This window comes from Vibrio sp. OPT41, from assembly GCF_015163595.1.
GTDB lineage: Bacteria > Pseudomonadota > Gammaproteobacteria > Enterobacterales > Vibrionaceae > Vibrio > Vibrio alginolyticus.
The window spans coordinates 20,385-27,425 of the sequence record NZ_JADDYH010000038.1; the positions used below are offsets into that span (position 1 = coordinate 20,385).

Here is a 7,041-nt window from a genome sequence, read left to right on the forward strand (position 1 = left end):
CAACTCTATAACTTGAAGCTACCAACCATCTTGTCTAAACGAGAAGAGAGCGCTTGAAGATCGCGACTTGCATCCGCCAACTCTTCTGCTGTCGCGGTTGTCATTTCATTTATCGCGTTGATTTCTTCGATATTTTGATTAATGGTATGCACCACCGTGGATTGCTCTTCCGTCGCCGTTGCAACTTGTGTATTACGATCAGAGATGTCGGTGATTCGTTCAGAAATACTGATTAATACCTCGACTGCTTCATCGGTAGAAGTAACCCCTTCTATGGTGACCGCTTTGCCCGCTTCCATAGCACTTACCGCGTCTTGTGCGTCACTTTGAAGCTGATTGATCATGCGCTGAATCTCTTCTGTAGAATCAGCCGTGCGTGAAGCTAGGTTTCTTACCTCATCAGCAACAACCGCAAAACCACGTCCCTGCTCACCAGCACGAGCAGCCTCAATTGCAGCGTTTAGCGCAAGTAAATTCGTTTGCTCAGAGATGTCACGAATTACACCCAGAATCGAGCCAATATCTTTGGTTGTCGACGCCAACTGCGTAACAACAATATTGGTTGTTTCAACATCATCGGCTAGGCGGCTGATCACCTCTTTTGCTTTCATCACAACTTCTCGACCAGTTTGAGTGTTATCTGAAGCCTGATTTGCCGTATCAGCAGCGGTAGCAGCGTTCGATGCAATTTCACTGATGGTCGCACCCATTTGGTTGATAGCTGCAACTACTTGAATGGTTTGATCACGCTGCTCTTGGCTGTTGTCGTGTGTGGATGTTGCTTTCGTTGACACACTTTCTGCCGCTTGACTTAATGAGCCACTGGTTAGAGCAACCTCTTTCATCGTGGCATGAATCTTCTCAATAAATCCATTAAAGCCTTTTGAAAGCTGAGCAATTTCATCATTACCCTTAATTTCAATACGCTGCGCCAAATCGCCTTCACCTTGCCCAAGGTCGGTAAAACGATCGGCAATCAGTCGGATTGGTTTCGTAATGCTGTTTGCTAACCATACGCCCATGAGGATGAATACAACGGCAACAATGATGGTCGTAAACAGCATTTTTTTAGCTGTCGCATTCAGGTCTGCGAATACTTCATCAACGGGAACCACGCCAATAACAAACCAGTTCATTGAAGGAACATACAAACTAGAAACAAAAGTATCCTGCCCTTCAAACTCCACATTAATTAGGTTGAAGCTATTTTTGTTCAACAGCGCACTTGCGTCACTACCAAATAGTTTAGTGATAGAAGTTTGGTTCTTACCTTGTTGGCGGTGTATTTGAATCTGGCCTTGTTCATTAGTGAGGAACACGTAACCCGTATCTTCAATTTTAAACCTATTGAGCAAAGCAACCATGTCTCCCATAGATTTAGAGAGACCTGACATTGATGTACCATTAAGATCTTGGAAATTGGCAAACATTTTCACTTCGCCATTTGCCTCTTGGAACACACTCACGGACGTTTCTTGACCAGACGACGTAAATCCAAAGAACCAAGCATCTTGCGTTCGGTTAAGTTGACGTAAGAATCCGTTTTGATTCCAGTAATATGCCGTTTGACGATTCGCTACCGACGCATCATTAAGACCATACTGTGATTTAACGTTATTGAGCTGCTGAACCAACTGAACTTCTACTGACGGATCACGGTCTGTATTAGATAGGGCTTCAACAATAAATTCGTTTGTAGCCAGCTGTTTTGCCGCTTGTTGCATTTCGACAACTTCGCGGTCAATTTCGGTATTGATTTGCTGCAACATCGCAGGTAGCTCGATGTCAATAAGACGATGGCTCAATACATCTCTCGCATGACGCTGAGCCATAACACCAACAATGATTGTTGATGCTAGAACAGCAAACGTAATGCCAAGTACAACCTTCTGTTTGATGCTCAAGGAATGAAGTTTCAACATATTCGGACCTTTTAAAAGAATCACTTGTTATTGGCCCCACAAGGGGAATCAGGTGCATATCTCATGACACGCACACCACGGAATCTTTATCGGCTCATATGTACAAAACTAGAGGCATTTCTCATTATATTATGAAAAATAAATGTAACACACTGTCAAATAAGCACTTTCAGAGATAGCACGTACTTGCAATTCTCTGTAGCGTCCCAATATTGAAAAGATAAATTGCAATAGAGCGTTGGAACTTTTTTCACATGGAAAATGACCAATACTCAACACGAAAATCACATGGATACCGAGAGTCCAAAGCATGCATAAATCTAACTTCGAAACTCTTCAGCAATACTTAGAGTCGCAGATCATCGGACAGCAAGATCTGGTAAAGCAACTGCTTGTTGCGCTTCTTGCGGATGGGCATATTTTAGTTGAAGGCCCTCCTGGGTTAGCAAAAACCCGTGCAGTAAAATCACTCTCAGACTGTGTTGAAGGCGACTTCCACCGCATTCAGTTCACCCCTGATTTGCTGCCAGCCGATTTAACCGGCACCGATATCTTCCGTCCCGAAACCGGAGAATTCACTTTCCAATCAGGTCCTATCTTCAACTCGCTTATTCTTGCGGATGAGATAAACCGTGCGCCAGCCAAAGTACAAGCGGCAATGCTTGAAGCAATGGCAGAGAAACAAGTCACAGCAGGTCGTCATACCTACCCGCTGCCAGAGTTGTTTTTGGTTATGGCAACTCAAAACCCGATAGAGCAAGAAGGGACCTACCCCCTTCCTGAAGCGCAGCTAGACCGCTTTTTATTGCATTTAGAAGTGGAATACCCAGATGCGGAGCATGAGCTATCTATCTTGCGTATTAACCGCGGAGAAGCAAAAGGCGAAGCAAAGGTTGAACGCCCAATGTTAAGCCAACAAGATATATTCACCGCACGTAAAGAAGTGTTGGATATTCATATGGCGGAAACGATAGAGCAGTACATCGTCCGTTTAGTTATGGCGACACGTCAAGCCAACGAATATGACACTGAGTTGGACAAGTGGTTGTCAATGGGTGTGAGTCCGCGTGCCACCATCGCTCTTGATCGCTGTGCACGTGCGCACGCTTGGCTTGCTGGTCGTGATTTTGTCTCTCCGGAAGATGTTCAAACCATGGCTTATCCGGTACTGCGCCACCGTTTATTGTTGAGTTACCACGCTCAAGCGGAAGGCATTACGGCAAACCAGGTCATCGATAAACTGCTAAACCTTGTTGGCAGTGCATAAACAGGTGAGTGATATGTCCGCTACACATTCATTACCACCTCATGCGAATGGGGTGACATTAACCCTTGAAGAGCTGCTCCAATATCGCACTCAATCTGTACGTTGGTTACCACCAGCACAGAGTCTCTGGTCGCAGATGAGTGGTAACCATACCAGTCGCCAAAAAGGGCGAGGTATGGATTTTATGGAGGTGCGCCAATATCAACCTGGCGACGATATTCGCAGCATTGATTGGCGAGTCACCGCTAGGACCGGTAAAGCACATACAAAATTGTTTGCAGAAGATAAAGAGCAAGCGGTCATTCTTTATCTTGATCTAAGTTCTAGTCTACATTTTGGATCTAAGTATGTACTCAAATCCGTTCAATTGGCCCACTTTGCCAGTGTTCTAATTTGGCTAACTCTAGCTAAAAAAAATCGCATCGGCGCAGTGATTGATGACGGACATCAATGTCTTGAATTTCGCCCCTCTTCTTTACAAAGACAAGGGCTGCGGATTCTTAACGCCATAGTCGACATACATAATGCGCAAGTAACTCGTACTGCAAGCAACGACACTCGTACACTGCCGTATGCACAAGTATTGGAGACACTTCATACGCTCACCCCAAAAGGTAGCGAATTGATTATGCTCAGTGATTTTGCCCACGTAATACCAACGGAACTGGCACAACTACGTCGACTCAAACAACACAATAGCGTAAGGGCTGTTCAATTTTATGATCCGTTAGAAAGAGGCGAAACAGACTTTAGAGGTCAAGTGAAAGCTTCGGATGGGCTGCATAGTCAATGGTTTAACTTTGGCTCTAAAGGACAACGAAGAGAACTCGAAAACCACTTTACCCAACATCAAGAAACCATTAAGCAACAGTGCCATTCGATAGCAATTCCATTTAACACGCTATCAAGTGGCTGGCCCTTAATTTCACAATTAAGCTAACAAACTGACAAGCAGTATTTATTAAGCAGTAATAATAATGACAACAAACAACCAAAGCCTAGACCTTGAACCTTTGATTTTGCCAAACGCACCGGATTGGTTTCCGCTCGCTTGGGGATGGTGGGTGGTGCTTGCAGCCACCTTGCTCTTCGTTTTCGGCATTTGTCTTTATGTGAGATGGCGTAAAAAACACTTACGCGCAAAAAAGACAGCATTAACACTTTTAACTCAACCTACCGCGCCTCATACCCCCTCTTCTGCTCTGGAAATATTGCGCCAGGCAGCATTGAGTTACTTTCCGCGTGAAGAGATCGCACCATTAACCGGAATCGCTTGGTATGAATTTCTCGATAGCCATACCAAAGAAAGTCGATTCGTAGACAAACAACATCAGTGGCAAGAAGCGTTGTATCAGAATTCTTCCCAAGGGCAGCATCAAAGCTTGGTAGACGATTGTGTCTTTTGGATAACCTACGCTTTACCACCAAAGAAAAAGGCAAATAACCGTGACTGAGCAAACACTCATAACCGATCTTGCCCAATGGCTAAACATTGAATTTGTCTGGTGGTGGGCACTGTTTTTGTTGCCCATCCCCTGGCTGGTATACAAGTTCCTGCCACAAGAATCTCAACAAGCCGAGATCAAATTGGCGTACTTACCAACCAATGAGAATCGCAGCAAGCCTAAGCAAGCGCTGCAAAAAGCACTTTCAATCGCGATCTGGGGCCTTCTTGTCGTCGCTTGTGCGCGTCCAGTTTGGTTTGGTGATCCCGTTGAATTCCAACCCAAATATCGGGACTTGATGTTAGTCGTCGATCTGTCCGGTTCGATGCAGCAGGAAGACATGGAACTCAACGGCGAATATATCGATCGCCTCACAGCAGTCAAAAAAGTTCTGTCTGATTTCGTAGCAAAGAGAAAAGGTGACCGTCTCGGAGTTGTTTTGTTTGGCGACCATGCTTATTTGCAAACACCACTCACTGCAGACCGAAAAAGCGTCATGCAACAGATTAATCAAACCGTCATCGGTTTGGTTGGTCAACGAACCGCCATTGGTGATGGTATTGGGTTAGGCACAAAAACCTTTGTAGACAGTGATGCTCCGCAACGAGTCATGATTTTGCTCAGTGACGGCAGCAATACTGCAGGGGTGCTCGAGCCGCTAGAAGCAACGGAAATTGCGAAAAAATACAACGCCACTATTTACACCGTGGGCGTGGGCGCTGGTGAAATGATGGTGAAGGAGTTTTTCATGACTCGCAAAGTCAACACCGCAGCCGATTTAGATGAACAAACACTGACTAAAGTGGCAGAGGTGACAGGTGGACAATATTTTCGAGCGCGAGATACAGAAGAGCTCGAAAAGATTTATGACACCATCAACCAGCTAGAACCCGTATCTAGCGACACACAAACTTGGCGCCCACAGTCTGAATGGTTTCCATATCCATTAAGCGCTGCATTTGTATTATCGGTATTGTTATTCCTATTAAGGAGAAAACATGGCTGAGTTTATTTTCCTCAATCCTTATTGGCTTTTGGGGCTCATCGTGATCCCTATCGCACTCTTGCTTAATCACAAATTTAGAGCCCAAAAGTCCACACTGATTGCCCCTCACCTATCGCGGATGCTCGGACAAAACACGCAGTCTAAGCATTACTTCACTCTATGGGGTTTAGCTTGGGCAATAACTTGCATTTCATTAGCGGGGCCAAGCTGGCAGTCCAATGCTCGACCAAGCTTTGAGTTAAACCAAAACCGTATCTTGGTGCTTGATATGTCTCGCTCTATGTTTGCTACAGACATCAAACCCAATCGGCTAGCACAAACACGTTATAAGACGCTCGATTTGCTGCCTAAATGGAAAGAGGGAGCCACTGGACTTATTGCTTACGCTGGCGATGCCTATAACTTAAGTCCACTGACAACTGATTCCAGCACGCTTGCGGGCATTATCGAAAATTTGTCACCAGAGCTGATGCCTTTTCAAGGAGCAAACCTGCCTGCCGCGATTGAACTTGCGATCAACCAGTTTTCTCAAGCCGGCACGCAACAAGGCGATATCATCGTGTTAGCGGATGATCTTGATACGTCAGAGCTGTCTCGCGCGTTAGATTTAGTCCAAGGTACAAAGTTTCGCATTTCTGTTCTTGCCGTCGGAACTCCTAACGGTGCGCCTATCGCGCTGCCCGATGGCTCTCTGCTAAAAACGGCACAAGGCACAACCGTCGTAGCGAAAACAAACCTGAAAAACCTACAGACGCTAGCGAATAAAACTGGTGGCCTATTTGTTCCTATTCAACACACCAACCGTGATGTTGAAAATATCGCGGCCTTTACCAATAACATTGGTAGCCAGCTTTCTGCGACCCAAAGCGAAGAAGTTAAAACTGATTCTCGTCTCAACAGTGGCTTTTGGTTACTGCCGTTGTTACTTCTTCCTGCGGCTTTACTGTTTCGACGCGGCCTGATTTGGATGGTAGTTGCGAGTGTAGTCCCAGTAACGTGGACACCGCATGCAGAAGCTAATCCGTTCTTAAATGCCGACCAACAAGGAGCGGAACTCTACAAGCAAGGTGAGTATGAACAGGCGCAAAACCTATTTACAAACCCAAGCTGGAAAGGAGCCGCCAGTTATCAAAAAGGTGACTACGAAGCCGCTATCGAAGCATTTTCTCATGATGCCTCCCTTAACGGCCGCTATAACCTCGCCAACTCGCTCGCTCAAAATGGTCAATTAGAAGATGCGGCTGATTTGTATAAAAAACTGCTAGAGGAAAAGCCTAACTTTGAAGCCGCGAAGAAAAACCTATCGGTTGTAGAAGAAAAGCTAAAACAGCAACAGCAACAGCAACAGCAACAGCAACAGCAACAGCAACAGCAACAGCAACAGCAACAGCAACAGCAACA

The 7,041-nt window shown here is 45.5% G+C and carries 6 protein-coding genes; 5 read left to right on the forward strand and 1 reads right to left on the reverse strand.

Annotation, left to right across the window (positions count from 1 at the left end):
• Positions 1 to 5: 5 nt before the first annotated feature.
• Entirely contained in the window at positions 6 to 1,922 is a 1,917-nt protein-coding gene (locus IQP38_RS16250) for a methyl-accepting chemotaxis protein (protein WP_193837762.1), read from the reverse strand.
• 310 nt (positions 1,923 to 2,232) lie between these two features.
• Here IQP38_RS16250 and IQP38_RS16255 point away from each other — a divergent pair, with 310 nt between their 5' ends.
• The 5 genes from IQP38_RS16255 to IQP38_RS16275 form a co-directional block, all read left to right on the forward strand.
• Positions 2,233 to 3,189 carry an AAA family ATPase gene (locus IQP38_RS16255; protein WP_025768547.1) on the forward strand — a complete coding sequence of 319 codons (957 nt, stop codon included), beginning with the start codon at positions 2,233 to 2,235 and terminating at the stop codon, positions 3,187 to 3,189.
• A 13-nt stretch (positions 3,190 to 3,202) separates the two neighbouring features.
• Complete coding sequence (locus tag IQP38_RS16260) at positions 3,203 to 4,129, forward strand: DUF58 domain-containing protein (RefSeq protein ID WP_017635416.1); 927 nt, start codon at positions 3,203 to 3,205, stop codon at positions 4,127 to 4,129.
• 37 nt (positions 4,130 to 4,166) lie between these two features.
• Positions 4,167 to 4,643: a DUF4381 domain-containing protein gene (locus IQP38_RS16265; RefSeq protein WP_017821862.1), complete on the forward strand. Its 477-nt coding sequence runs from the start codon at positions 4,167 to 4,169 to the stop codon at positions 4,641 to 4,643.
• Entirely contained in the window at positions 4,636 to 5,640 is a 1,005-nt protein-coding gene (locus IQP38_RS16270; RefSeq protein ID WP_017635418.1) for a vWA domain-containing protein, read from the forward strand. The genes IQP38_RS16265 and IQP38_RS16270 overlap by 8 nt, the downstream gene beginning before the upstream one ends.
• Positions 5,633 to 7,041 (forward strand): VWA domain-containing protein (locus tag IQP38_RS16275; RefSeq protein ID WP_193837763.1); only part of this gene is annotated, 1,409 nt, incomplete at its 3' end. The genes IQP38_RS16270 and IQP38_RS16275, both read left to right, overlap by 8 nt.